Source organism: Delftia sp. WSY_16 (genome assembly GCF_043104415.1).
In the GTDB taxonomy this organism is placed as follows: domain Bacteria; phylum Pseudomonadota; class Gammaproteobacteria; order Burkholderiales; family Burkholderiaceae_C; genus Comamonas; species Comamonas tsuruhatensis.
Genome location: NZ_JBICKS010000028.1, coordinates 50,401 through 73,218 on the forward strand (window position 1 = coordinate 50,401; position 22,818 = coordinate 73,218).

A 22,818-nucleotide genomic window follows, 5' to 3' on the forward strand; every position below is an offset into this window, starting at 1 on the left:
CCCTGCTTGCCCGCGAAGCCGCGCCACGCCATGCCCATCAGCCACAGCACAGCTTTCCTCCACCCCCCCGTCCTCCCCGCCGTGCGCAGCATCGGCTGGAAACACCCCCTGAGCTGGCTGGCGCGTGGCGCGCGCGACATGGCCAGGGCACCCTGGCTGAGCCTGGCACATGGCCTGGTCTTGACCTTGATCGGGTTTTTGATCTTGACGCTGGGGCACAATCGCTTTTGGCTGATGGCCGGGGCCCTGTCGGGGTTCCTGATCATCGGCCCTGTCGTGGCGACCAGCCTCTACGCCATCAGCCGCGCGCTGGAGCGCGGCGAGGCTGCCGATCTGTCCCTGGTGCGGCGTACCTGGACGCGCTGGCAAAACGGCCATGCGGCCAAGGCCGAGGGGCAGGGCGGCTACTGGTGCCTGGTGCAGTTCGGGCTGCTGCTGTCGCTGGCGGCCACGGGCTGGGTGCTGGTGTCGGCGTCGCTGATCACCGTGCTCTCGCCCGTGCGCATTGCCACCCCGGCGGATTTCCTGCAGCACGTGGTGCTGGCCCGCGACGGGCAGTTGTTTGCGATATGGCTGGCGCTGGGCAGTTTTCTGGCAGCGCCTATTTTTGCGTCCAGCGTGGTGGCCATGCCGCTGATGCTGGACAGGCGGGTGACGGTGCGCCAGGCCGTGCTGACCAGTTGGTTGGCCGTGCTGGCCAACCCTGTGCCTCTGGCACTGTGGGCCGCCCTCATTGTGTTGTTGACCCTGCTGGGCCTGGGCAGCTGGCTGCTGGGACTGGTGGCCGTGATGCCCCTGCTGGGGCACGCGAGCTGGCATGCGTACCGCGACCTGGTGGATGCGTCGACCTTTGCGGCGCGCTGAGCCGGACCGCCCGGCCTGACCGGACTTGCAGGGGAGGAGGTAGGACGGTGTTGTCGTGATATTCGGGTATACAGAAGAACAGATCGCCCATTTCTTCCTCACCTACGGCGTGGGGGCCTTCATCCTCTTCATGGTGTTCATCATCCTGCAGCTGGCACGCCAGTCCAAGGCAGGAAAGTTCGGCACCTTCGTGATCTTCCTGGGCCTGGGCGTGGGCTTTGTCGGCTACGTCGCCAAGATCGTCATCCAGTGGTGGATGGAGAGATGACGCCGCAGGCGTCACACCCATGAGCTGGACGAACTACTACCGCTTTACCGAGGGACGCAAGATATCTCCCTTGCTGGTGCAGGCGCTTGACGCGTTGGCGGGTGATACGGCAGATAAAGCGGCCATCGATCTGGGCTGTGGCGCGGGCCATGAGTGCCGCGTGCTGCTCAGTACCGGCTGGCGCGTCCACGCCATCGACAGCGAACCTGCGGCCATCGAGGGCTTGCGCCCCCTGGCATCGCCGGCGCCCGGCGCTTTGACGCTGCAGGCTTGCCGTTTCGAGGATCTTTCCTCTTTGCCTGCAGCGCATCTGATCCACGCTGGACTGAGCCTGCCCTTTTGCCATCCTGAGTACTTCGATGCGTTTTGGTCGCTGGTGCGTTCTGCGCTGAGTCCGGGCGGTGTGCTTGCCGGTCATTTTTTCGGGCCGCGCGATGCCTGGGCCGATTCGCAGTCCATGAGCTTTCATTCGCGTGAGCAGGTCTTGCGCCTTTTGGATGGCATGGAGCTGTTGGCCTTCAATGAGTTCGATGGCATGGCCCCCAGCATGCGGGGCCCCAAGCACTGGCATCGCTTTGATGTCGTGGCCCGCAGGCCGGTGTCGTCGTAGTGCGGCGTTACTCGGCCTTGGCCCCCGCAGCCTTGATCACCGGGTCCCAGCGCTTGATTTCTGCGACGGTGTGCTGGCGCAGGGCGTCGGGGGTAAGGCGGTCTGCGGGCGGGATGATGACGCTCATGTCCGTGAAGCGCTTGACCAGGGCGGGTTCGGCCAGGGCGGTGCGCAGGGATTTGTTGAGGCGCTCGATGACGGCCTGGGGCGTGCCTCGCGGAGCGTAGAGGCCGTGCCATACGGCAAGCTCGAAACCGGGCTGGCCTGCCTGCGCGAAGGTGGGCACATCGGGCAGGGAGGGCAGGCGTTCGCGCGTGGCGACGGCGTAGCCCTTGAGCATGCCCGCCTGTATGTGCGGGCCGGTGGCCACGGGCTGGTCGCAGATGACATCGACATTGCCTGCCACCAGGTCCTGCAGAGCCGGACCCGTGCCACGGTAGGGCACCAGGGTGGCCTCGGTGGAGGTGGTCTGCAGCAGCAGCATGGCGCACAGGTGGGAGGTGGCGCCTACGCCGGCATGCGAGAAGCGCACTTCGCCCGGCTTGGCCTTCATGTGGGCGATGAAGTCCGCCAGCGTGGCGGGCGCAAAGCCTTTGCTGCGCACCAGGATCATGGGCACGTCGCCGGCCAGCGCGATGGGTTCCAGGTCGCGCCTCACATCGAAAGCGAGCTTGCTGTAGAGCGCGGGCGCCGTGGCGATGCCCATGTTGTGCAGCAGCAGGGTGTGGCCGTCGGCCTGGGCGCGTGTGACGCGGCTGGTGCCGATGGTGCCACCGGCGCCGCCCAGGTTCTCGACGATGACCTGCTGGCCCAGGTCGCGCGTCATGGCCTCGGCCAGCACGCGGGCCAGCACGTCGGTGGAGCCTCCGGCCGCGTAGGGAACGACGATGGTGACGGGCTTGTTGGGGAAGGCCTGGGCGGCAAGGCTGGCTGCTGCCAGCGCGGCGGCGAGAAGGGTCTGGGCGAGGGGATTGCGGATGAGGGGGCGCATGGGTTTGTCTCCTGGAGGCGCGTGCAGGGGCCGCCGGCTCTGTGCGGCCGGTTGTCGGTGGCGTGGTTGGTGGGGTGAGGCAGGAAGGCAAGGGTCGCATGCGGCCCTTGACGACGGCGAGACGGCGCAGGCTCAGGCCGGGGCCACGTACCTGTACAGCTCGGTGTGGTCGGCGGCGGGTCCCAGGGACCTGGAGGCCTCGGCCGCCATGGCGCTGACCTGTTCGGCCAGTGCCATGGGCGTGTGCATGGCCTGGCCCAGCGACAGGGCAATGCCCACGTCCTTGGCCTGCAGCGCCAGCGAGAAGCCCGAGTTGAAGGAGCCGTTCAGCATGAACTGGTGGGCCTTGTTTTCGGTGGTGTTGTTCTTGCCGGTGGAGGCATTGATCACGTCCACGATGGTGGCCGGCGCAATGCCGAAGGCCGCGCCTGCATGGATGGCCTCGGCCGTGGCGATCAGGGCCGCTGCCGAGACATAGTTGTTCAGCGCCTTGAGCGCATGGCCCGCGCCCACGGGGCCGACATGGGTGATGGCCTGGCCCATGCGCTGCAGCAGGGGCAGGTGCTGGGCGAGCAGGTCCGCATCGCCCCCGACCATGATGGACAGCGTGCCCGCAATGGCGCGCTTGACGCCGCCGGAGACCGGCGCATCCAGCAGCCCGATGCCGCGCTCGCCCAGCAGGCCGGCCAGCGCACGCGTGCGGTTGGGGTCGGCAGAGCTCATGTCGATGATGCAGGCGCCGGGCGGCAGGTGCGGGGCCAGTTCGCCCACCACGGCATCGACGATGCGGGAGTCGGGCAGCATGGTGAAGACCACGCTGCAGCTGGCAAAGTCGGCCGCGCCGGATGCCACGGCCACACCCGCATGTTCCTGCGCGAATCGTGCGGTGGCAGCGGGCACGGCGTCCCGGATGACCAGGGCGTGCCCTGCGGCGTGCAGCAGGTGGGCCATGGGCTGGCCCATCATTCCGAGGCCGATGAATCCTATGGTGGTCATGCTGCGTGCCTCAGATGTCCATCTCTTTGAAGACTTCCGAAGCCACGCGGAAGGAGTCGATGGCGGCCGGCACGCCGCAGTAGATGGCGGTCTGCAGGAAGACCTCCTTGATTTCGTCCTTGCTCAGGCCGTTGTTGATGGCGCCGCGCACATGCAGCTTGAGTTCATGCGGGCGGTTCAGCGCCGTGATCATGGCCAGGTTCAGGAAGGAGCGCGTCCTGCGGTCCAGGCCCGGGCGGTTCCAGACATCGCCCCAGCAGTACTGCGTGACCAGCTCCTGCATGTCGATGTTGAAGTCCGTGGCGTTCTGGATGGACGCATCGACATACTCGGCGCCCAGCACCTCGCGGCGGGTGGACAGGCCCTGGTCGAAGAGGGCGGGGTTCTTGGGGGCGTAGGCTCGGGTCATGAAAACTCCTGATGGAAGGCGGTGAAGGTGTCTTTCGGTAGAATGGATTTAATCAGATTGTCAGACAATCCTACTTGATGAAAATCGGGATTGCCTGCCGCGGCAGGTGCGTGTATGACAATCCGTCAGTCCGTCCGGCCCCTGGATTGGCGGGTAGGATTCATCCCATGAACCAGATGCTGCGTGTCCCCCGCGAAGAAACGTCGCTGCGCCAGCGCACGACGCAGACCCTGCGCACGGCCATCCTCGATGGCGTGTTTGCGCCGGGCCAGAAGCTGTCTGAGCGCGAGCTGTGCGAGAGCCTTGATGTGAGCCGTTCGTGCCTGCGCGAGTCCCTGCAGCACCTGCAGGCCGAGGGGCTGATCACCATCGTTCCGCACCGGGGTCCCGAGGTCACGGACATCTCGGTGCAGGAAGTGCGCGATATCTACGAGGTGCGGGCCAGCCTGGAGGGCCTGGCCAGCCGGGGCTTTGCGCTGCATGCCTCGGCAGGCCAGCGCGCCGCGCTGCGCGCCAAGCTGGGCGAGCTGGCCGTGCCCGCCGTGGCCAGCGACAAGGTGGCCCTGCTGGCGATCAAGAACCAGTTCTACGACATCCTGATCGAGGGCTGCGGCAATCTGGTGGCCGGCCAGATGCTGCGGCAGCTGAACAACCGCGTGACGGTGCTGCGGCGCATCTCCATGTCCCAGCCCGGGCGCCTGCCGCAGACGCTGGCCGAGCTGGATGCCATCGTGACGGCAATAGAGCAGGGCGACGCGGACCAGGCCGCGCGCCTGAGCGCCGAGCATGTGCAAAAGGCCAGCCAGGGCGTGTTGCGCGCCATGGCCGAGAAGGCTGGCCCGGCCAGCTGATGCCGGGGCCTGCGCCTGTACCTGGGAGTGTCAGTCCGTGTGCGCTCAGTCCGGCTTGACCTGGGCGCGCTTGAGCACTTTCTGCCAGCGTGTCTGCTCGGAGGCAATGAACTGCGCGAACTGCTGGGGCGTGCTGCCGATGGGCTCGGCCGCATCGCCCTGCAGGCGCTTGAGCGCGTCCGGCGCCTTGACGGCCTTGGCGCACTCGGCGGCCAGCTTGTCCACGTGGGCTTTGGTCATGCTGGAGGGGGCGAGCATGCCGTACCACTGCGTCATCTCGAAGCCCGGGAAGCCCTGCTCGGCCACGGTGGGCACGTCGGGCAACTGGGGCAGGCGCTGGGTCGATCCCGTGGCGATGCAGCGCACCTTGCCCGCCTTGATGAAGGGCAGCAGGGCGGCGGCGCCGACCGAGGCGGCGTCCAGGCGGCCTGACATCAGGTCCGTCATCATGGGCCCCGTGCCGCGATAGGGCACGTGCAGCATGAAGATCTCGGCCGTCATCTTCAGGTACTCGAAGGCCAGGTGCCCGGCGCTGCCATTGCCGGCCGAGCCGTAGCTGAGCTGGCCCGGCTTTTTCTTGGCGTAGGCGATGAGTTCGCGCAGGTTCTTGACCGGCACATCGGGGTGGACCACGTACAGGCTGGGCACCTTGGCCAGCAGGCTGACGGGCTGGAAGTCCTTGTTGGCGTCGTAGGGCAGCTTGTCGAAGATGTAGGGATTGACGGCCAGCGTGCCGATGTGGCCCAGGATGACGGTGCTCTGGTCATCGGCGCGCGCCACTTCCTGCATGGCGATGTTGCCGGCCGCGCCGGGCTTGTTGTCCACGAAGACGTTCTGGCCCAGGGTCTTGGACAGCTCGGCGGCCGTGGAGCGCGCCACGATTTCCGAGCTGCCGCCCGGCGCAAAGGGCACGACAAAGCGGATGGGACGCGTGGGCCAGGGGTCCTGCGCCAGCGCGGCCGCAGGCAGCAGGCCAGACAGGGCCATGGCGCCCGTGCCGGCCAGCAGTTGGCGGCGGCTGAGCGGGGGCAGGTCTGCGTGGTGAAGAAAGTCGCGCGAAGGCATGTCTGGTCTCCTGGATATCGTTGTAGTGGATGGTCCGCAGCAGATGCGGCGCCAGCGATGGTGGCGCTGGCGGCTGTCAATCTGCTGTCAAACCGGGGTCCGCAGGCTACGGAGATACCCGGGGGTCAGTCGGTGTGTGCTGTGCGATGGGCTGCGGCCGCGGCCTCGGCAGCCTGCATGCCGCTGCGCACGGCGCCTTCGATGGTGGCCGGATACGGCCCGTCCACATGATCGCCGCAGGCCCACAGGCCGTGGCCCAGCTCCAGGCCGGGCCGCTGAAGTTGGGGCAGGCAGGCGAAGGTGGCGCGCTTGTCGATCACGGTGCGCAGCGCAACCAGTCCATGCCAGCCCAACTGCGCCTGGGCCTGGGCCAGCACCTGGGCCTGCAGGGTTTCGCGGTCCGATGCGCTGTCGCTGATGACGAAGGCCATCAGGCCCTGCGGGCCGCCGAGTTGTCCACGGTCGAAGACGAATTGCGCAGGCGCATCGGGCGTGGAGCGCAGCGCCAGCCAGGGCGCGCCCGGGGGCAATGTGTGGGAGGGATCGCCGGTGTGCGCATAGACGGTGGCAATGGGGCGGTGCTGCAGGTCCTGGGCCAGCTGCGCCCAGCGCTGCAGGGCTATGCCGTCGCGTGCAGGCAGGCTGTCGTGCTCGGCGGCGGTGAGTGCCAGGCGCGCGGCCTCGGGCGCGGGGCAGGCCAGCAGCACGGCGTCAAAGGGCGCGTCTTCGCCCTGGGCTGCGCCCAGCGTCCAGTGCGGGCCCTGGGGCTGCAGTTCGGCCACGCGGCTGCCCAGGCGCACGGCGTGGCCGCGCTCTTGCAGCCACTGCGCGGCCGGCGCGGGGAACAGGCTGCCCAGGTCATGGCGCGGCACCAGGAAATGCGAGCCGCCACGGCCGCTGAACAGCGCATCGCGCAGCACGCGAAGGAACACCGTGCCGCTGGCCAGGTGAATGGGTGTGTTGAGCGCCGAGATGCACAGCGGGTCGATGAACTCGCTGACCAGGCGCTGCGGCAGGCCTGTGCAGAGGTCGGCCACCGTGGCTTCGGCCGCACAGCGAAAGCCCGCCAGCCGCCAGCGCACGGCACGCGCCAGCAGGGCTGCACGCTCGCCCAGGCTCCAGCCGCGTGCGGTGGCAATGCCGGCCAGCGCATCCAGCGGCGCAGGCCAGTCGGGAAAGCGCAGGCCGCTGCCATCGGCGTAGGGCAGGGCCATGGGCTGGCGGTGCAGCGCCCGTTCAGGGTCCACGCCCACCTCGCGCATGAGGCGCAGGCTTTCGGTGTAGGCACCGATGAGGATGTGCTGGCCGTTGTCCACGCGCAGCAGGCCCTGTGGCGTGTCGAGGTCCATGCCGCGCGCACGGCCGCCGGGCTCGCGTGCGGCCTCGTGCAGGGTGATGTGCCAGCCGCTGCGCGCCAGCGTGAGGGCGGCCGCAAAGCCGGCCCAGCCTCCGCCGAGGATGGCGGCGCGCGGCGTGTCCTTGGCGCTGTCTCTGCTCACCGCGCCATGCGCCCCAGCGCCTGCATCTTCCAGGCCAGCCACAGCTTGCGCAGCGGCGGCAGGCTGATGCGCTGGTGCAGCACGCGGAAGTCGTCGGCCTCGATCTCGCGCAGCAGGGTGCGGTAGATGCTGGCCATCATCAGGCCGGGCTTTTGCGTGTGGCGGTCGGCGGCGGGCAGCAGGGCCAGGGCCTCGTCGTAGAGGCGGTGGGCGCGCTCGGCCTGAAAGCGCATCAGCGCGGTGAAGCGGTCCGAGTATTCGCGCTTGGTGATCTCATGCGCCTTGACGTCGAACTGCTGCAGCTCGCTGATGGGCAGGTAGATGCGTCCGCGCATGGCGTCCTCGCCCACGTCGCGGATGATGTTGGTCAGCTGGAAGGCCAGGCCCATCTTGTGGGCGTAGGCCGTGGTTTCTTCCTGCGTCTGGCCAAAGATGCGCGCGGCCACTTCGCCGACCACGCCTGCGACCAGGTGGCAGTAGCGCGCCAGGCCCGGGAAGTCGAGGTAGCGGGTCTGCTCCAGGTCCATGCGGCAGCCGTCAATGACGGCCTGCAGGTGGCGCTCTTCGATGGCGTAGACCGGAGCGTGCGGCATGAGCGCCTGCATCACGGGATGGGAGGGCTTGCCTGCAAAGGCCTGGTGCACTTCGTTCTGCCACCAGCCGAGCTTGGTGGCCGCCACGCCGGGGTCGGAGACTTCGTCCACCACGTCGTCCACTTCGCGGCAGAACGCATAAAAGGCGGTGATGGCGGCACGGCGCTCGCGCGGCAGGAAGAGGAAGGCGTAATAAAAGCTGCTGCCCGAGGCGGCGGCCTTGTCTTGGACGTACTGATCCGGATTCATATGGGGCCGGATTGTCCCATGGACGGCTTGGGGCCAAAGCCTGGGTGTCGCAACGGCCGGCCCGCCATCACATGCGCAGGGCGCGCCACAGCAGCAGCGGCGCATCGGCCTTGCCGACGGTGGGGCGGCGGTAGAGGCTGGCGCCCTGCAGCGCATCGACCTTGTCCAGGATGCGCAGCCCGCCCTGCACGACCAGGCGCAGCTCCCAGCCGATGCGGCTCGGCAGGCGGTGCACCAGCGGTGCGCCGGACTGCATCAGTGCGCGCGCCCAGGCCGACTGCTCGGCCAGCAGCGCGCGCACGGCAGGGGTCAGTGCAGCGGGCTCGGCGCGCAGGTCTTCACGCCGCACGCCATGGGCGGTGCAGTCGGCATCGGTCAGGTAGTGGCGCCCGCGCGGCAGGTCCACGCTGAAGTCCTGCCAGAAATTGATCAGTTGCAGGGCGGTGCAGATGGCGTCGCTGCGGGCCAGCGATTCGGCATCATCCACCCCGTACAGATGCAGCAGCAGCCGGCCCACGGGGTTGGCCGAGCGGCGGCAGTAGTCGAGCAGCTCGGCGCGGTCGGCGTAGGTGGCGCCGGATTCGGTCTTGCGCACGTCCTGCGCGAAGGCGCTGAGCAGGTCGTCCATCAGCGCCAGCGGCAGCTGGTGGGCGCGTACTTGCGGTGCCAGCCCTGCAAAGACAAGAGGCCAGGCCGTGCAGGCGAGCATGGAAGCCTCGCCTTCGGTGCCCAGCGCCATCAGGTCGGCACGGTAGGCGGCCAGCGCGGCCAGGCGCTCGGACGGCGTGGCGTCGCCCTCGTCGGCCAGATCGTCTGCAGTGCGTGCGAAGTGGTAGAGCGCGGCAATCGGCGGGCGCAAGCGGGGCGGGCACAGCCAGGACGCCACGGGAAAGTTCTCGTAGTGCGTGACCGGGGCGGGGGAGGCGGGCAGGGTGGGAGCGGTGGACTTCACGGTGGCCGATTGTCGATGCTGCGCGCAAGGCCATGCATTTCACTTGACGGGCTCAAGGGCTTCTCCTAAATTACTAACCCGTCAGTCAGTAAACGGCGCCAGCCAGCTGCCGCGGCATGTTGCCCGGATCTTGCAGCCCGCAGCCGCTTTTCGCACCAGCCCTCCCGGATCCACATGCCCGACTTGCCATCGAACCCTGCCGCGCCCGCTTTGCCGCGCCATCTTCTTCTTGCCCCTCTGTGCCTGGCCGCCGCGCTGGCGCTGGGCGCCTGTTCCAAGGCCGAGCCGCCGCCCGAGCCGGTGCGCGCCGTCAAGCTGCTCACCGTAGGCGTGGGCGCGCTGGACACGCAACTGGAATACGCGGGCGAGGTGCGCGCGCGCATAGAGTCGCGCCTGGGCTTTCGCGTGGCCGGCAAGCTCGTTCGCCGCGAGGTGGAGCTGGGCCAGCACGTGCAGGCAGGTCAGTTGCTGGCGCGGCTCGATGCCAGCGACTACCGGCTGGGAGCTGACGCCGCGCGCGCCCAGGTGGCGGCCGCGACCACGCAGCGCGATCTTGCCGCCGCCGATGTGAGGCGTTACTCGCAGCTGAAGGCGCAGAATTTCATCAGCGGTGCGGAGCTGGAGCGGCGAGAGGCCACGCTCAAGTCCGCCCAGGCCACGCTGGACCAGGCCAAGGCGCAGCTGGCATCGCAGAGCAACCAGGAGGCCTATGCGCAACTGCTGGCCGATGTGCCCGGCGTGGTGACCGGCATAGACGCCGAGCCGGGCCAGGTGGTGTCGGCCGGCTCGCCCGTGGTGCGCATTGCCCAGGACGGCCCGCGCGACGTGGTGTTCGTGGTGCCCGAGGACAAGCGCGGCGCCATCCGCGTGGGCCAGAAGGTGAATGTGCGCCCCTGGTCGGCCGGCATGCAGCCGCTGCAAGGCCAGGTGCGCGAGGTGGCGGCCAGTGCCGATCCGGTCACGCGCACCTACCAGGTGAAGGTGGCACTGCCCGCGTCGGATGCGGCCGCCGTGCCGCCGCTGGGCGCGACGGTCCATGCGCTGCCCGAGGGCATGGGCCCCACGGGCCAGCCCGTGATCAAGCTGCCGACCACGGCGCTGCGCCAGGAAGGCGGCGGCGGCCAGGGCACGGCCGTGTGGGTGTTCGATGCCGCCAGCAGCACGGTGAAGCTGCAGCCCGTGCAACTGGCCACGGCCGATGGCAACGAGGCCGTGATTGCCGCCGGCCTGACGCCCGGCATGCAGGTGGTGGCCGCTGGCGTGCATGTGCTCACGCCCGGGCAGAAGGTCACGGTCTATCAGGACCGGTATGACAAGACGCAGCAGCCGGCACAGGCGCCTGCCGCCGCAGGTGCCGCAGCTTCCGCAAGTGCTGCGTCCAGCGGAGCGGCCCAATGAGCGGACCCAAGCACAAGGCGCCGCAGGGCGGGCACTTCAATCTTTCGCGCTGGGCGCTGGACCATGTGGCGCTGACGCGCTATTTCATGGTCGTGCTGCTGCTGCTGGGCTTTGCCTCGTACTTCCAGCTGGGGCAGGACGAGGACCCGCCCTTCACCTTCCGCGCCATGGTGGTGCGCACCAACTGGCCGGGCGCCACGGCGCAGCAGATGGCCGAGCAGGTCACCGACAAGATCGAGCGTACGCTGCAGGAGGTGCCCTACGCCGACAAGATCAGCAGCTACTCCAAGCCCGGCGAGTCGCTGATCATCTTCCAGCTCAAGGACAATTCGCGCCCCGGCGATGTCCAGCAGCTGTGGTACACGGTGCGCAAGAAGATCGGCGACATGCGCTACACCCTGCCGCAGGGCGTGCAGGGGCCGTTCTTCAATGACGAGTTCGGCGATGTCTATGGCGTGATCTACGCCCTGCAGGCCGACGGCTTCAGCTACGCCGAGCTCAAGACCATGGCCGACGACGTGCGTCAGCAGCTGCTGCGCGTGCCCGATGTGGCCAAGGTCGAGCTGTTCGGCGTGCAGGACGAGAAGGTCTACATCGAGCTGTCGCAGCGCCGCCTGTCGCAGCTGGGCCTGGACATGAACCAGGTGCTGGGCCAGCTGGGCCAGCAAAACGCCATCGAGGGCGCAGGCGTGCTGCAGACGCCGCGCGAGGACGTGCAGGTGCGCGTGGCCGGCCAGTTCCTGGCGGTGGACGAGTTGCGCGCCATGCCCATCCGCGGCGCATCGGGCGCGCAGCTGCGCCTGGGCGATATCGCCGAGATCCGCCGCGGCTATGCCGATCCGGCCAATGTGAAGGTGCGCCACCAGGGGCGCGAGACGATTGCGCTGGGCGTGTCCATGACCAAGGGCGGCGACATCATCCGCCTGGGCAAGTCCCTGCGCGGCGCCGTGGGCGACATCGCGCGCACGCTGCCGGCTGGCGTGGAGCTGGCCAACATGCAGGACCAGCCCAAGGCCGTGGCCGACTCGGTCAACGAATTCCTGCAGGTGCTGATCGAGGCCGTGGTGGTGGTGCTGGCCGTGAGCTTCATCAGCCTGGGCCTGCACAAGCGCGAGGGCCACCAGCCGCTGTGGAAGCGCTGGTACATCGATCCGCGCCCGGGCCTGGTGGTGGCCATCACCATTCCGCTGGTGCTGGCCGCGACCTTCCTGGCCATGTGGTACTGGAACATCGGCCTGCACAAGGTGTCGCTGGGCTCGCTGATCATCGCGCTGGGCCTGCTGGTGGACGACGCCATCATTGCGGTGGAGATGATGGTGCGCAAGATGGAGGAGGGCTACGAGAAGTACCGCGCCGCCACCTTTGCCTACGAGATCACGGCCAAGCCCATGCTGACCGGCACGCTGATCACGGCGGCGGGCTTCCTGCCCATCGGCATGGCCAAGTCCATGACGGGCGAGTACACCTTCGCCATCTTCGCGGTGACGGTGATTGCGCTGGTGCTCAGCTGGTTCGCCTCGGTGTACTTCGTGCCCTACCTGGGCATGTTGCTGCTCAAGCGCCCGCCGCACGCGGCCACGCTGCCGCCCGAGGTGGCCTCGGGCGAGGTGCCCATCGAGGAGACCAACCTCAATGCGTCCTCAGCCGAGCATGAGGTCTTCGACAGCCCGTTCTACAACCGCTTCCGGCGCGCCGTGAACTGGTGCGTGACGCACCGCTGGCTGACCATCGCCATCACGGTGCTGGTCTTCGCGCTGGGCCTGGTGGGCATGTCGCGCGTGCAGCAGCAGTTCTTCCCGGATTCCAGCCGGCCAGAGGTGCTGGTGGACATCTGGTTCCCCGAAGGCACGTCGCTGGCCGCCAACGAGGCCGTCACGCGCCGCGTGGAAGAGCGCTTCATGAAGCTCGACGGCGTGCGCACGGTCAGCGAATGGGTAGGCTCGGGCGTGCCGCGTTTCTACCTGCCGCTGGACCAGGTGTTCCCGCAGAACAACGTCTCGCAGTTCATCCTGGTGGCCCAGGACCTGCCCACGCGCGAGCGGCTGCGCAAGGCGCTGCCGGCGCTGCTGGCCCAGGAGTTCCCCGAGGTGCGCGGCCGCGTCAAGCTGCTGCCCAACGGGCCTCCGGTGCCCTATCCGGTGCAGTTCCGCGTCTCCGGCACCGACCCGCAAAAGCTGCGGGCCTATGCCGACGAGGTCAAGCAGGCCATGATCGCCAACGCCGACATGCGCGGCGTCAACGACAACTGGAACGAGTCCGTCAAGGCCGTGCGCCTGGAGGTGGACCAGGACAAGGCGCGCGCCCTGGGCGTGAGCAGCCAGGCCATCGCCCAGGCGGCCCGCGTCATGCTCAGCGGCTCCACCGTGGGCCAGTTCCGCGAGGGTGACAAGCTCATCGACATCGTGCTGCGCACGCCGTATTCGGAGCGCGACGCCATCACCGACATCGCCAACGCCTACCTGCCCACGGCATCGGGCAAGTCGATCCCGCTCACGCAGATCGCCAAGCCCGTGATGGTCTGGGAGCCCGGCGTGATGTGGCGAGAAAAGCGCATGTTCGCCATCACCGTGCAGGGCGATGTGCGCGAGGGCCTGCAGGGCGCAACGCTGACCCATGCGCTGCTGCCGGGCCTGCGCGAGATCGAGGCGCGCTGGCACGCTGCGGGCGACACGGCCTACCGCATCGATGTGGCTGGCGCCGTGGAGGAAAGCTCCAAGGGCTCGGACGCCATCGTCGCTGGTGTGCCCGTGATGCTGTTCCTCACCTTCACGCTGCTCATGCTGCAACTGCGCAGTGTCAGCCGTTCACTGCTGGTGTTCATCACCGGGCCGCTGGGCATTCCCGGCGTGGCGGCGGCGCTGCTGCTGCTGGGCCGGCCCTTCGGCTTCGTGGCGCTGCTGGGCGTGGTGGCGCTGATGGGCATGATCCAGCGCAACTCGGTGATCCTGATCGACCAGATCGAGACCGACCGCGCGCGCGGCGTGCCGGCCTGGGACGCCATCATCGAAGCCGCCGTGCGCCGCCTGCGCCCCATCGTGCTGACGGCCGCCGCCGCCGTGCTGGCCATGATCCCGCTGTCGCGCAGCGTGTTCTGGGGCCCCATGGCCGTGGCCATCATGGGCGGGCTGATCGTGGCCACCGTGCTGACACTGCTGGCGCTGCCGGCCATGTACGCCGCCGTGTTCCGCGTGCGCCGCGAGCCCACGCATTGATGCGGCGAAAACGCGGAGGCCGCCGCTCAAATCCGGGGTATGGCAATGCACCCCGCAATTGCGGCTAGAATCTGCGCCCTGACCTAGGAGCCGCCGCGCAGGCGGCTCCCTCAAGAACCAGCGCGGGTGGCGAAATTGGTAGACGCACCAGGTTTAGGTCCTGACGCCAGCAATGGTGTGGGGGTTCGAGTCCCCCCCCGCGCACCACGCACCAACGCCGCTCAACTGCGGCGAACACTGCCCAAGCCCGCTTCCTGTAGAGGAGGCGGGCTTTTTTTCTGGGTCTCCGCTGCAAAACGGAACGGGTTGAAACCGGCACAAAACAGCGCAAAATCACATCACAATCCCGCGCAGATCCCGCTTGTGATCCCGCGCGTGCAGCAGGAGATGGGATGGCGTATTTCCGGAAGGTGAAGAACGGCTGGCGGGCCGAGGTGGAGCGTGCGGGTATTCGGCGCACCGCCACGCGGGCGACCAAGGCCGAGGCGCAGGGCTGGGCCGTGGCCGAGGAGGCGGCCATTCTGGCCGGCGCGCGCGGGGAGTTTCCGCGGCGCACGCTGGCCGAGGCGGTGGAGCGCTATCGGCGCGAGGTCACCGACAAAAAGACGGCCAGCACGGCGCGGGCCGACCATTTGCGCTTTGATGCCTGGTTGCGCGAGTTTCCCGAGCTGGCGGCCAAGGTGTTCCACGAGATCACGGGTGACGACCTGGCGCGCTGGCGCGATGCGCGGCTGCAGCAGGTCTCCGGCGCCAGCGTGCTGCGCGAGGCGCAGCAATTCCGTCCGATCTGGACTCTTGCGGTCAAGCAGTGGAAATGGGTGGGCAAGAGCCCCTGGCCCGAGATCAAGCTGCCGGCCAAGTCCCATGCGCGCCGGCGCACGGGGCAGTGGAGCGAGGTGCGGCGCATGCTGCGCTCGGCCAATGTCTCGCCGCGCTTGGCGCCTGTCACCGCCATGGAGCAGACGGCCTGGACCATGCTGGTGGCCCTGCACACGGCCATGCGCAGCGGCGAGATCCTGCGCATGGGCCGCAGCAATGTGGATCTCAAGCGCCGGGTCTACCACCTGCCGCACCACAAGACCGAGGCCAAGGTGGGCGAGCGCCATGTGCCGCTGACGCGCCGTGCCGTGCGCCTGCTGCGCATGCTGGACGCCGCCGCCGAGGCTGCCGGGCGCGACGCCTACTGGACCATCAGCGACGCCAGCCGCGACACGCTCTACCGCAAGCTGCGCGACCGGGTGATGGTGCAGGGCCTGCGTTTCCATGACCTGCGCGCCACGGCGCTGACCTGGCTGAGCAAGCGCGTGGATGTGATGACGCTGGCCCGCATCAGCGGCCACGTGGATATCAACGAGCTGTTCAATACCTATTACCGAGAGACGGCCGAGGACATCGCGGCACGGTTGTAGGCAGGGTGGTTGCCAGAAATATCACTCCAATATGATATCTTGACAATATTATTCTGGAGTGATAATTTCAATTCATCATTTTGAGATGATATTTTGAATGCCCTGGCCAGGAGAACACCATGGACCACCTGTTGCAACTGCCCGATCAGCTTGCGCTGCACCTGAAGTCGCTGCGCAAGGCCGCTGGCGTGAGCCAGGCCCAACTGGCACAGCGGCTGGGCGTGTCCCAGTCGCGTGTGGCGGCGATAGAGCGTGACCCGGCCGCCATCAGCGTGCGCCAGCTGATGGAGATCCTGCAGCTGCTGGATGCCGATCTGCTCATGCGGCCCAGGGCGGATGCGGTGGCTTCTCCTGCGTCTGCATCTGTGCCTGTGCCTGGACCTGGACCTGCTGCGTCGAAGGTTGCCGAGCCCGCTCCACAACCGTACGCGAGTGACAACGTGCCCCGCAAGCCCGCCGACCGCCCCGTGGCCTTCAAGCCGCAGGCGCTGCCGCCGCACTGGCAGGACCGCAAGCCGAAAGGGTCCTGGTGATGGCGGCGCTGGGCGTCTGGATGAATGGGGAGCGGGTGGGCACCTGGGAGGTCACGCGCACGGGCCGCCATGTGTTCGCCTATGACCCGGCCTGGCCGCAGAGCGCGCATGCGCGGCCGCTGTCACTGTCCATGCCCTTCACCCGCGACCTGACGGTGGCGGGCGAGGTGGTGGCCCACTATTTCGACAACCTGCTGCCGGACGGCGAGGGCATTCGCCGGCGCATTCACCAGCGCTTCGGGCTGCGCGGGGCCGATGCGTTCTCGCTGCTGGAGGCCATTGGCCGCGATTGCGTGGGTGCCGTGCAGCTGCTGCCCGAGGGGGCCGTGCCCGAAGGGTTCGACCAGGTGCGCTTCGAGCCGCTGAGCGAGGCGCAGATTGCAGAGCACCTGGCCAGCCTGGGTGGCGGGTTTGGCGCGCTGGAGGTGGACCAGGAGTTCCGGCTGTCCATTGCCGGTGCGCAGGAGAAGACGGCGGTGCTGCGCCATGGCGGCCAGTGGTGCCGCCCGCTGGGTGCGACGCCGACCACGCATATCCTGAAGCCGGCCATCGGCGTGGTGCCGCACTGGCACTACGACCTGAGCGAGTCAGTGGCCAATGAGTGGCTGTGCGCCCGCCTGCTGGCCGAGCTGGGCTTTGCCGTGGCCGACAGCAGCATCGAGACCTTTGGCGGTCAGCAGGTGCTGTGCGTGGAGCGCTTTGATCGCGCCTGGACGGCGCAGGGCTGGATTGCGCGTCTGCCCCAGGAAGATTTCTGCCAGGTGCGCGGCGTTGCCAGCGCCAACAAGTACGAGACCCACGGCGGGCCCGGCATGCTGCAGTGCCTGCAGGTGCTGCAGCATGGCAGCGAGCCTGCCCAGGATTGCGCCCGCTTCGTGATGGCCCAGCTGGCGTTCTGGCTGCTGGCGGCCACGGACGGGCATGCCAAGAATTTCTCTGTGTTTCTGCAGCCGGGCGGCGGCTATGAGATGACGCCGCTGTACGACGTGCTGTCGGCCTGGCCCATCATCGGTCACGGCCACGGCAAGATTGCCCGCCAGCGCGCCAGGATGGCCATGGCCCTGCCGGGGCGCAGCCGCCACTACCGCCTGGCCGAGATCCAGCGCCGCCACTGGAAGGCCTTGGCCGAGACCACGCGCATCGCAGGCCTGTGGGAAAGCATGGTGGAGATGGTCGAGGCGCTGGACGGCGCCATCGACCGGCTGCAGCCGCGCCTGCCGGCCAGCGTGCCGCAGCCTATGGCCCGGCAGATCTTCGACGGGGCGCGCGACCAGGCACGCCGTTTTCTTGCGGGCAGCGATCACTGAGCGCACGGCGATGGCCTGGTGCCGGCTCACCGGCGCCCCTCGGCCCAGGCCTTGACGTCGGCCATGCGCCAGTAGCGGATGCGGCGGCTGGCGTTGATGAAGGGCTTGGGAAAGTCAGGGCGCTTGGTCAGGCGCGCGGTGACGTGCTCGCGGCTCAGGCCCAGGTAGTTGGCGATGCCCTGGGTGTCCAGGCGCGGGGCGCTGTGAAAGAGTTCCATGTTCTGTTGCGTCATTGCGGTGTTCTCCGATGTCGTGTCCGGGGCTTGATCAGGCCTGGCGCGGCGTGATGGACTTGCCTGCCTTCTTGCGCTCCACACGCTCCACTCGCTCCACTCGCAGAACGGGCCGGCCGCTGGCCAGCAGGGCGCAGGCCTGGGCGTGGCTGGCGCTGGCCGCCTTCAGGCGCAGCACGGGCAGCAGGCGGGCGTCGGCCAGTTGATCCAGCTGCGCGGCGTCCACGCCGTGGGGGATGAGGGTGGCGCGGTAGCTGCGCAGGGCGGTGATGTTGTGGTGCATGGTGGGTCCTCCTGGGGTGGATCAGCTGGAAAAGAAAGGGTGGTTGGATGGCGTGGCGCCGGATGCGGGGCGGTGCAGCACGGAATGGGACACTGAATCGGCACCCGAATCGGGCCCGGCCGGGTTGGCACGGTCCTCGCGCTGGTGCCCGCCGCGGCCGATGAGGGCGCGCAGCGTGTGGCCCGTGAGCCGGGCCGTACAGTTATTGAAACCAGTCCAAGCGCGCGCCAGCGGCGCGCGGGCGGGCAGGGTCGGCGGGGCCACGTTGGCGCCCTCGGCGCTTTCTGCACCTTGGGTTTCCTGGAACTCCAGCGTGGCGCGGGCCACGCTGCGCCAGGCGATGCGGCGCGAGACCAGCCACTGGCCGCGCCGGGTTTCCAGGCCCACCACGCGGCCGCAGCCGGGCGCGATGGCCTCGCCGTATTGGTTGACGGCGCCGGCGGGCACGGGGCGGCGTGCCATGCGCAGGTGCCAGCGGTCGCGGGCCAGGCAGTGGCCGCCCATGGCTTCCATGTAACGGCGCCAGTCGGCGGGGATGTCGGGCCCGTGGCGGTGGCTGGCGCCCCAGGCCTTCCAGCTGGCCTTGTCGCCGTCGATGCGGATCTGTTCGACCTGGTCCTTGCTGACACGGCGCAGCTCGCGCCAGACGCAGACGCTGGGCATGCCCACGGCCTGGAACTGGCGAATGCCCCAGCAGGCGGCCCAGGCGTCCACGCGGCAGTGGCCGGGCATGCCGCCCTGCTCCACATCCCACAGGCGGCCCTGCACCACGTCGAGGTGGTCGGCCAGGGCCGCATGGCCCACGCTCTTGGCGATGTACTTGGCCACGTAGCCGGCAGCGCCGCCGCCGGTCATGCGCTTGACGTTGACGCGGTTGCGCTGGGCGCCGCGCTCGTCGCCATCTTCGCTGAGCCACCATTTGCGGATGGCGGCCTCGATGTGCTGGGCGTGCTCCTCGCACTCGGCCCAGACCAGGGCGTGCCAGTGCGGCGTGGCGTCATGGTGCGGCTCGGCCACGCGGATGCCGTACATGGCGATGCGCTGGCGGCCCAGGTGCGAGCGCACGCGCGCCCACATGGTACGCAGCCACAGCTGGGCATCGCGCGGCGTGCTGTGGCCGTCGTAATGGGGATTGGGACGCGGCCGGCCGCCGCTGCCCAGCGTGACGGCGTGAAAGCGGCTGGGCGCCGTCAGCGTGAGAAAGAGGCCGACGTGGCTGCGCGCGTCGGCATATTCCTCTGCGCCGCGGATGCGCGTCATCAGCTCGCCGCCACGGATCACGGGGTTGGCCGGCGACAGCGCGGCCAGCTCGGCCAGGGTGAAGACCTGGCCGGCCTCGTTTCGGTAGAGGCTGCGCTCCAGCGCGCGGGCGTTGCGTTCGATCTGCGCGGTGCGCCGGCGCACGGTGGCATTGCTGGCATAGCCGCCGGCGCTGCGGTTGACGATGCCCAGCTTGACGGCGCCGGCCTCCACGGTGCGCGTGACGTGGCGGCGCAGCATGCGGCGCCACCAGGCCGCGTCCAGCGCGCGGCGGATGGCGGGCTCGCCGGCCAGCGGCGTGCTTTCCTGCAGGCCCAGCATGCGCAGCATCAGCCGCACCAGGTCCACGCGTGCGGCCAGGTCCATGTTCTGGGCCTGGGCGCCGGCGTCGAGCTCACCGACTTCGTCGCTCAGGCGCCTGGCCATCTGGCAGATCTCGTAGTCGTCCAGATTCCACTCGGCCGCACGGCCGTGGCGGCTGGCAAAGTCGTCAATGGCGGCCAGCGCGTCGTGGCAGGCAGCCCATTCGGGCTGGCCGTTGGCGTGTTGCGCGCCCTTTTGCCAGTCGCCCAGGCCCAGCAGCTTCATGGGCTGCAGCCACTGCGGCGGCAAGGCTTTTTCCAGCGCCTGCATGGCGCGCTGGACCATGTGGGGGCGGGGCTTGTGCTGGTCCCATTGCTGCAGGCTGGCGGTGCGCAGCCTGCGGCCGGTGGATTTGGCGGCGAGCAGGACGGACATGGGCTCAGGTCCTCAGGGCCAGCGCGCGCAGCGGCAGCAGGCAGGTGCGCAGCGCTCGGATCTGGCGGCGGATGGCGTCGCGCTCGGGCGGCGGCATTTCGCGCCAGTCGCGCAGGGCCAGCTCCTCGATCTCGCCGTCTATGCCCGACAGCAGCACCAGGGCCATGCGGTAGTGGCTGGCCAGGCCCGCCCATTCGCGGCTTTCGGCGCTGCCCGAGCGGCCGTTGGAGGCGCGCTGCGCGGCTTCGCGCTGCAGCTCGCGCAGGCGGGTGCGGCAGTCCCTGACGCTCAGGCGCTGGTAGGCCTCGGGCAGTGCGGGCGGGTCCACGGGCCGGTATTCGGGCCGGTATTCGGGCGCGGGCGCATCGTCTGCCTGCAGCAGTCGCATCAGATCGGAAAGGCGCAGGTCGCCGAGCTTCATGGTCTGTCCAGGTCGTTTCAGGGTGAGCGCATCCCGCAGGGCCTTCATGCAGGCTCCGCAGGTTGCGGGAAAGGGGGTGGGGTGGCGGCGGTGCAGGCGGGGCTGCCCGCGCGCCGGGTGGGGCGCCGTCAGGAGCGGCGAAGGCGACCCGGCCGCGCTAGCTGCGCGCGCCTTCGCTGGATTGGGCGGATTCGGCCGCCTGGGCTGCGCGGTGCGCTGCGCCTTCGTATTGCGAGGACGGCATGGCGTCCAGCTGGGTCTGCAGCAGCTTGCGCTTGATGTGCGTGCTCATCGGCAGGATCACCATGGGGTTGGGGATGGCGCTGGGGCTGATGGTGCGGTTGATCTCGGTCACCGCCGAGAACACATGGCCGCACTCGAAGTTGCGGCACTGGAAGATGGTCTCGCGGCTGGTGCTGGTCAGCTGCAGGCTGGTGCGGGTGTAGGCGTGTTCGTTGCAGTGGGGGCACATCATGCGCATGGCAGGCTCCTGGGGGCAGTTGGGATCGAAGACAAGGCGGTGAACAGGTCGGCGCTGGTGGCTATCGCGCCTGATCGGCCTGGGGCAGCGGCGGCATCTGCTGCTCGTACTGCTGCATGCCCATGCGGTACAGCTTCAGCGCGAAGTTGGAGGCGCTGCGGCTTTCACGGCTGGCATAGCGGGCGTGGCGTTCGCGTTCGGATGCCGTCATGCGCAGTGGCACGGGCCTGTCATGAAGCACCGGATCCGCAGGGATACCGGGCACGGCTCTGGGGGAGTGCATGGCTGTCATGTAGTATTTGGGATGGTTTGGATGGTTTGGTTACACGCTGACTGCATCATTGCTCGAAATTTCGAGCATGTCAATTGATGAATAGAAGAAATTTCGATCACATCGGTGAAAGGCTGAGGCAAGAGCGTCTGCGTCTGGACGTGGCGCAGCTCGCCATGGCCGACGCCTGCGACGTCTCGCGCGGCACCCTGGCCACCTGGGAGAAGGGCGAGCAATCGCCGAATGCGGCTGCCCTGGCCGTGATGGCGGGCCTGGGCGTGGATGTCCTGTATGTGGTCACGGGCCAGCATGCGAACGCATCGGTCCAGACCCTGGCGCCCGACGAGCGCGAGCTGCTCGATTGCTACGGCCGGGCCGACGATTCGGGCCGCGCCGCCATCATGGCCGTGGCGACCCTGGCCGCGCGCTGAACGGCCTGCGCCGGCCGCTCCAGGACGTGCTCTACCCGCCCCTCTCGCTCACTTGGCGCGTGTCTCCAGCGTCAGCTTGGAGGTGAAGCCGCCGTCGCCCAGTTCGTGCTGGATCTTGACGACCAGCCACGGCGTGTCATCGATCTCTGCCTTGAACCCCTGCAGCTTCAGCGGCGTCTGCGGCATCAGGTCGGGCCGCGCCAGCGCCAGCTTCAGGCCCATGGTGGCCTTGGCGCGGTTGATGCGGCCCATCTCGGCTTTGGCGGCGGCCTGCGCCTCGGCCTCGCTGCCGTAGGTGTCCTTCAGGCGCTTTTCGTTGTCTTCGGCGCCCTGCGTGGCACTGCGTTTTTCGGCGCGATCCGCGTCGTTCCAGTACGCGCGAACGCCGCTGTAGTCGTTGCGCGCGGCCGTGTGGTAGGCGTGGCTGTCGCCCTCGGCGCGCGTGAGCGTGGCGGCCTCCACGGCCTGGCCGCCGGCGGTGATCTTGCTGTCGATGGCGATGAAGGCCAGCTTGCCCTTCTTGACCGTGCACACGGCGTCGTACTGCCGCGCCAGGCGGCTGCAGAAGTTCAGGTCGCTTTCGTGGGTCTGGTCGATGTGGTCCACGCGCAGGTTCTCGAACTGCGCGTCCACGCGCACCTGCAGGCCGTTGCGCTGGGCGATGCTGCGCACGATCTGGCCCAGCGTGCTGTTGTGGTAGCTGTGCTCGGAGCGCGTGCGCAGCTGGCGCTTGAGCTCGGCCGAGCGCGCATGCACCACGATCCTGTCGGGCGCGCCCTGGTGCTCCACCTCGTCCACCTCGTAGGTGCCCTTGTCGACCAGGCCATGTCCGGCCCAGCCCAGCTTCAGCGCGATCTTGGATCCCTTGCCTGGCAGGGCCAGGCGCCCATCGCTGTCGTCCAGCGTGATGTCCAGCTTGTCGGCCTCTTCGCCGCGCGATTCGGACAGCGTCAGGTTCATCAGCCGCGTGTCCACCTGGCTGGTGATGTTGCGCCCGTCCAGGACGATCTCGTACTGGGGCTTGGCGTGCAGGTATTCCTGTGTGGCCATCAGATCCACCATTCCCAGAAGTCGTCATCGGGCCAGGGATCGACGCCGCCGCCGCCTTCGGCCAGGTGGTCGTCCACGCGGGCCAGCTTGAGATCGAACTCGATGCGGCGCGGCTTGCCGCCCGGTGTGTAGTGCGTGCCGGTCTGCTGCAGGCTCTCGATGACCCAGGCGCCCAGGATGCTTTCGCCGCCCACCAGGGCCCATGCCTTGCCCTGGTCGGCCATTTCGCGCAGGTCGTCCAGCGACTTGGCCGTGCCCCGGAACTCGGGTGCGAGCACGCCGGTCAGGCCCAGCGTTTCATCGCCTGGGCCCAGCGACTGGCGGGCGGGGCGCGCGCCCACGCGGCTGTTGCTTGGGTGGCGCCAGGTGCTGCTGCGCACCAGCTTGTCGAATGCCAGTGTGTCGATGCCGAAGGCAAACTGGCCCAGTGTGATCAGCATGCTC

Annotated in this window: 25 protein-coding genes and 1 tRNA gene; 11 read left to right on the top strand and 15 right to left on the bottom strand. The window is 68.7% G+C overall.

Annotated features, from left to right (window positions below; all coding sequences use genetic code 11):
* The first annotated feature begins 30 nt into the window (after positions 1–30).
* The 3 genes from ACF8O7_RS15145 to ACF8O7_RS15155 are packed head-to-tail and all read left to right on the top strand — an operon-like array spanning position 31 to position 1,742.
* Entirely contained in the window at positions 31–864 is an 834-nt protein-coding gene (locus ACF8O7_RS15145; protein WP_126311875.1) for a DUF2189 domain-containing protein, read from the top strand.
* 55 nt (positions 865–919) lie between these two features.
* The gene (locus ACF8O7_RS15150) at positions 920–1,132 is read left to right on the top strand and encodes a DUF2788 domain-containing protein (protein WP_016449600.1); all 213 of its coding nucleotides are present in this window, start codon (positions 920–922) and stop codon (positions 1,130–1,132) included.
* Between the two features lie 19 nt (positions 1,133–1,151).
* Positions 1,152–1,742, top strand: coding sequence for a class I SAM-dependent methyltransferase (locus ACF8O7_RS15155; RefSeq protein WP_126311874.1), 591 nt, complete (start codon positions 1,152–1,154; stop codon positions 1,740–1,742).
* Positions 1,743–1,749: 7 nt separating this feature from the next.
* Here the strand turns inward: ACF8O7_RS15155 and ACF8O7_RS15160 are convergent, their stop codons facing one another.
* The 3 genes from ACF8O7_RS15160 to pcaC form a co-directional block, all read right to left on the bottom strand.
* Complete coding sequence (locus ACF8O7_RS15160) at positions 1,750–2,733, bottom strand: tripartite tricarboxylate transporter substrate binding protein BugD (RefSeq protein ID WP_126311873.1); 984 nt, start codon at positions 2,731–2,733, stop codon at positions 1,750–1,752.
* A gap of 132 nt (positions 2,734–2,865) precedes the next feature.
* Positions 2,866–3,729 carry an NAD(P)-dependent oxidoreductase gene (locus tag ACF8O7_RS15165; protein ID WP_126311872.1) on the bottom strand — a complete coding sequence of 288 codons (864 nt, stop codon included), beginning with the start codon at positions 3,727–3,729 and terminating at the stop codon, positions 2,866–2,868.
* 10 nt (positions 3,730–3,739) lie between these two features.
* Positions 3,740–4,138 carry a 4-carboxymuconolactone decarboxylase gene (gene pcaC, locus ACF8O7_RS15170; RefSeq protein WP_016449596.1) on the bottom strand — a complete coding sequence of 133 codons (399 nt, stop codon included), beginning with the start codon at positions 4,136–4,138 and terminating at the stop codon, positions 3,740–3,742.
* Between the two features lie 167 nt (positions 4,139–4,305).
* Here pcaC and ACF8O7_RS15175 point away from each other — a divergent pair, with 167 nt between their 5' ends.
* Positions 4,306–4,989: a GntR family transcriptional regulator gene (locus ACF8O7_RS15175; RefSeq protein ID WP_016449595.1), complete on the top strand. Its 684-nt coding sequence runs from the start codon at positions 4,306–4,308 to the stop codon at positions 4,987–4,989.
* A gap of 45 nt (positions 4,990–5,034) precedes the next feature.
* On the opposite strand, the gene ACF8O7_RS15180 is transcribed toward ACF8O7_RS15175, so the two are convergent.
* From ACF8O7_RS15180 to hpnC, 4 genes are all read right to left on the bottom strand, one after another.
* Positions 5,035–6,054 carry a tripartite tricarboxylate transporter substrate binding protein gene (locus ACF8O7_RS15180; RefSeq protein ID WP_126311871.1) on the bottom strand — a complete coding sequence of 340 codons (1,020 nt, stop codon included), beginning with the start codon at positions 6,052–6,054 and terminating at the stop codon, positions 5,035–5,037.
* Positions 6,055–6,179: 125 nt separating this feature from the next.
* Positions 6,180–7,553 (bottom strand): hydroxysqualene dehydroxylase HpnE, encoded by a 1,374-nt coding sequence (hpnE, locus tag ACF8O7_RS15185; RefSeq protein ID WP_126311870.1) that lies wholly within the window; start codon positions 7,551–7,553, stop codon positions 6,180–6,182.
* The gene (gene hpnD, locus ACF8O7_RS15190; protein WP_126311869.1) at positions 7,550–8,395 is read right to left on the bottom strand and encodes a presqualene diphosphate synthase HpnD; all 846 of its coding nucleotides are present in this window, start codon (positions 8,393–8,395) and stop codon (positions 7,550–7,552) included. The genes hpnE and hpnD overlap by 4 nt, the downstream gene beginning before the upstream one ends.
* A 67-nt stretch (positions 8,396–8,462) precedes the next feature.
* Complete coding sequence (gene hpnC / locus ACF8O7_RS15195) at positions 8,463–9,347, bottom strand: squalene synthase HpnC (RefSeq protein WP_392443718.1); 885 nt, start codon at positions 9,345–9,347, stop codon at positions 8,463–8,465.
* A 174-nt stretch (positions 9,348–9,521) separates the two neighbouring features.
* On the opposite strand from hpnC, the gene ACF8O7_RS15200 reads away from it, so the two are divergent.
* The 6 genes from ACF8O7_RS15200 (at position 9,522) to ACF8O7_RS15225 (ending at position 17,206) form a co-directional block, all read left to right on the top strand.
* The gene (locus ACF8O7_RS15200; protein WP_126311867.1) at positions 9,522–10,745 is read left to right on the top strand and encodes an efflux RND transporter periplasmic adaptor subunit; all 1,224 of its coding nucleotides are present in this window, start codon (positions 9,522–9,524) and stop codon (positions 10,743–10,745) included.
* Positions 10,742–13,957 (top strand): efflux RND transporter permease subunit, encoded by a 3,216-nt coding sequence (locus ACF8O7_RS15205; RefSeq protein ID WP_016449589.1) that lies wholly within the window; start codon positions 10,742–10,744, stop codon positions 13,955–13,957. The genes ACF8O7_RS15200 and ACF8O7_RS15205 overlap by 4 nt, the downstream gene beginning before the upstream one ends.
* A gap of 120 nt (positions 13,958–14,077) precedes the next feature.
* Positions 14,078–14,164 (top strand) — tRNA-Leu (locus ACF8O7_RS15210).
* 185 nt (positions 14,165–14,349) lie between these two features.
* Positions 14,350–15,366 (top strand): tyrosine-type recombinase/integrase, encoded by a 1,017-nt coding sequence (locus ACF8O7_RS15215; RefSeq protein WP_016449588.1) that lies wholly within the window; start codon positions 14,350–14,352, stop codon positions 15,364–15,366.
* A gap of 119 nt (positions 15,367–15,485) precedes the next feature.
* Positions 15,486–15,899 carry a helix-turn-helix domain-containing protein gene (locus tag ACF8O7_RS15220; RefSeq protein ID WP_016449587.1) on the top strand — a complete coding sequence of 138 codons (414 nt, stop codon included), beginning with the start codon at positions 15,486–15,488 and terminating at the stop codon, positions 15,897–15,899.
* Complete coding sequence (locus ACF8O7_RS15225) at positions 15,899–17,206, top strand: type II toxin-antitoxin system HipA family toxin (RefSeq protein ID WP_016449586.1); 1,308 nt, start codon at positions 15,899–15,901, stop codon at positions 17,204–17,206. The genes ACF8O7_RS15220 and ACF8O7_RS15225 overlap by 1 nt, the downstream gene beginning before the upstream one ends.
* Positions 17,207–17,232: 26 nt before the next feature.
* Here ACF8O7_RS15225 and ACF8O7_RS15230 read toward each other — a convergent pair whose 3' ends face one another.
* From ACF8O7_RS15230 to ACF8O7_RS15255, 6 genes are all read right to left on the bottom strand, one after another.
* Positions 17,233–17,439 carry an AlpA family transcriptional regulator gene (locus ACF8O7_RS15230; protein WP_012204496.1) on the bottom strand — a complete coding sequence of 69 codons (207 nt, stop codon included), beginning with the start codon at positions 17,437–17,439 and terminating at the stop codon, positions 17,233–17,235.
* Positions 17,440–17,473: 34 nt separating this feature from the next.
* Positions 17,474–17,722 (bottom strand): hypothetical protein, encoded by a 249-nt coding sequence (locus ACF8O7_RS15235; RefSeq protein WP_043825231.1) that lies wholly within the window; start codon positions 17,720–17,722, stop codon positions 17,474–17,476.
* 21 nt (positions 17,723–17,743) lie between these two features.
* A complete protein-coding gene (locus ACF8O7_RS15240; protein ID WP_016449584.1) occupies positions 17,744–19,720 on the bottom strand; it encodes a replication endonuclease in 1,977 nt (658 codons plus the stop codon).
* A 4-nt stretch (positions 19,721–19,724) separates the two neighbouring features.
* A complete protein-coding gene (locus ACF8O7_RS15245; protein WP_392443722.1) occupies positions 19,725–20,141 on the bottom strand; it encodes a hypothetical protein in 417 nt (138 codons plus the stop codon).
* Positions 20,142–20,298: 157 nt separating this feature from the next.
* Positions 20,299–20,622 (bottom strand): ogr/Delta-like zinc finger family protein, encoded by a 324-nt coding sequence (locus ACF8O7_RS15250; protein WP_012204500.1) that lies wholly within the window; start codon positions 20,620–20,622, stop codon positions 20,299–20,301.
* Positions 20,623–20,683: 61 nt separating this feature from the next.
* Positions 20,684–20,905, bottom strand: coding sequence for a hypothetical protein (locus ACF8O7_RS15255; RefSeq protein ID WP_224986487.1), 222 nt, complete (start codon positions 20,903–20,905; stop codon positions 20,684–20,686).
* An 86-nt stretch (positions 20,906–20,991) separates the two neighbouring features.
* Here ACF8O7_RS15255 and ACF8O7_RS15260 point away from each other — a divergent pair, with 86 nt between their 5' ends.
* Positions 20,992–21,324, top strand: coding sequence for a helix-turn-helix domain-containing protein (locus ACF8O7_RS15260; protein WP_012204502.1), 333 nt, complete (start codon positions 20,992–20,994; stop codon positions 21,322–21,324).
* Positions 21,325–21,372: 48 nt separating this feature from the next.
* Here ACF8O7_RS15260 and ACF8O7_RS15265 read toward each other — a convergent pair whose 3' ends face one another.
* Together ACF8O7_RS15265 and ACF8O7_RS15270 are read right to left on the bottom strand one after the other, a co-directional pair.
* Positions 21,373–22,374: a contractile injection system protein, VgrG/Pvc8 family gene (locus ACF8O7_RS15265; RefSeq protein ID WP_392443723.1), complete on the bottom strand. Its 1,002-nt coding sequence runs from the start codon at positions 22,372–22,374 to the stop codon at positions 21,373–21,375.
* Positions 22,374–22,814 carry a phage tail protein gene (locus tag ACF8O7_RS15270; protein WP_012204504.1) on the bottom strand — a complete coding sequence of 147 codons (441 nt, stop codon included), beginning with the start codon at positions 22,812–22,814 and terminating at the stop codon, positions 22,374–22,376. Before ACF8O7_RS15270 ends, ACF8O7_RS15265 begins: the two co-directional genes overlap by 1 nt.
* Positions 22,815–22,818 lie beyond the last annotated feature (4 nt).